The organism is Mesorhizobium sp. M7A.F.Ca.AU.002.02.1.1 (assembly GCF_003998535.1).
Classification (GTDB): domain Bacteria; phylum Pseudomonadota; class Alphaproteobacteria; order Rhizobiales; family Rhizobiaceae; genus Mesorhizobium; species Mesorhizobium ciceri.
This window is the reverse complement of the sequence record NZ_RZPB01000960.1, coordinates 1-1,952: the sequence shown is the minus strand read 5'-3', so window position 1 is coordinate 1,952 and position 1,952 is coordinate 1. Positions and strand designations below refer to the sequence as shown.

Below are 1,952 nucleotides of genomic sequence, written 5' to 3'. Positions count from 1 at the left end.
TGTCGCGACCGCCGCGCCGTCCCGGCCGATCGCGCGGCTGTCGAGACCTGTCTCGATGCCAAGCCCATATTGGTCCGTCCTGATCAAGCCGGCTTCCGCCAGCGAGCTTAGCGCCGGGTTCAGCTGCAGCGCCTGCCCATGGGCCGGACCGGTGGTGTTGATGACGGCAGCGAAGCGCATCGTCTCGATCCGGGTCTGCCCGCGCCGTTGAAAGCTGACAGCCAGGCTGCCGTCCTCGTCGTTCGACGCGACAAGCCTGGCGGCAATGGTGTCGACTGTACCGGCGGCATGACGCCGGTCGAGCACCGCGGCGACCTGCGGCGCGATCCTGAAACGATGCACGTCCCAGAACACGCGCAGCTGGCGCACCAGCCTTGCCCGCTCCGGCGGCGCAAGTGCGGCCCACAGCACCGGCCCCTGGAGGCGCAGCTGATCGAAGACCGACTGCCAGTTGACATTGGCGGCGCGCGCGGCCGCCAGCGTCGCGCGAATGGTCTTGAGCAGGCCGAGCGCCGTCGTGGCCGGCGCGGATGCAAAGTCGCCAAAAGGCTCGCCCCTGATATCCGGGTGGCCGCGCGAGCGCAGGCCGCGGCGCGACAGCGCGAGGATACGGCCGCGATGGCCACGGCGGTCAAGTTCGGCGACCATGTCGGCCGAGGTCAACCCGGAGCCGACGATCAGCACCGACGCCTCCGGCCCGATCCCTGAAAGCGCGGCGGAAGAGTACGGATCGGCGACGAAACCTGGCGCTTCCGTCAGCGAGGCCAGCGCGTTGGGAATTCCGGGCCGCGGATGCGTCGCTGCCAGGACGAGGATATCGGCGACGACCGGTCCGGCAGAGGTGTGCACGGTCCAGCCCGCGCCACTGGCATCGCGTGTCACGCGTGTGGCGGAACCTTCGACATGATGGACAAGGCCGGAACCGAGATACGGCGCCAGATGCTCGGCGACGTAGCGGCCGAATACGCGACGGCGCGGAAAAGCGTCGCCGTTCTTCCAGATGGCATCCGGGTCGTGTTCGAGTTCTCCGCTGCCAGCCAACCAGCGTGCAAAATGCTGCGGATCATCGGGAGCCATGCTCATCCTGACTGCGGGGACATTGACCCGGTGCGACGGTTCCTCGCTGGAATAGGCCAGGCCGCCGCCGAGCGCTGGTCGCGGCTCGATGACGGAAATCGACAGGCGCTCCGATTGAGGTGCCCGCGCCAGATGCCAGGCCACCGCCGCGCCGGAAAAGCCGCCGCCAAGGATGGCGACGCGCAACCGGCGGGCCGGAGGGAGCGCGTTCACGAGGCGCTGGCGAGCGATTTCGGCCGGTGGTCGCCGGCGATGGTCTCGCCGAACGGACCGGTGTTGACGGACGAGCCGGCGGCTTTTACCGGATGGTCGGTCGGCAGTTTCGGCAGCACCAGTTCGCCGAAGCGATAGGCTTCTTCCAGATGCGGATAGCCGGACAGGATGAAGGTATCGATGCCGAGGCGCCGGTACTCGTCGATGCGCTCGGCGATCGTGTCGGGGTCGCCGACAAGGGCAGTACCGGCACCGCCGCGCACCAGGCCGACGCCGGCCCACAAATTGGGCGCGATCTCGAGCTTGGCACGATCGCCGCCATGCAATGCGCTCATCCGCGCCTGCCCGACCGAATCCATGCGCGCAAAGACTTTTTGGGCCGAGGCGATCGTCGTGTCGTCGAGGCGGCTGATCAGCCTGTCGGCAGCGGCCCAGGCCTCCTCGGTGGTTTCGCGGGCGATGACATGCAGCCTAATGCCGAAAGAGAGCTTGCGGCCGGCCTTCTGCGCCAGTTCACGCACGCTGTCCAGCTTGCGCTCGACATCGGCGGGCGGCTCGCCCCAGGTCAAATACTTGTCGATCTCCTGCGCCGCCACCGTCGACCCGGCATCGGACGAACCGCCGAAATACAGCGGCGGGTAAGGCGTCTGCACCGGCGGCAA

General features: G+C 68.2%; 2 protein-coding genes. Both read right to left on the bottom strand.

Annotated features, from left to right (window positions below; translation table 11 throughout):
• Window positions 1-1,290 (bottom strand): FAD/NAD(P)-binding protein (locus EN879_RS33790; RefSeq protein WP_127274602.1); only part of this gene is annotated, 1,290 nt, incomplete at its 3' end.
• The coding region (locus tag EN879_RS33785) for an LLM class flavin-dependent oxidoreductase (protein ID WP_127274601.1) at window positions 1,287-1,952 on the bottom strand (666 nt) is incomplete at its 5' end. The genes EN879_RS33785 and EN879_RS33790, both read right to left, overlap by 4 nt.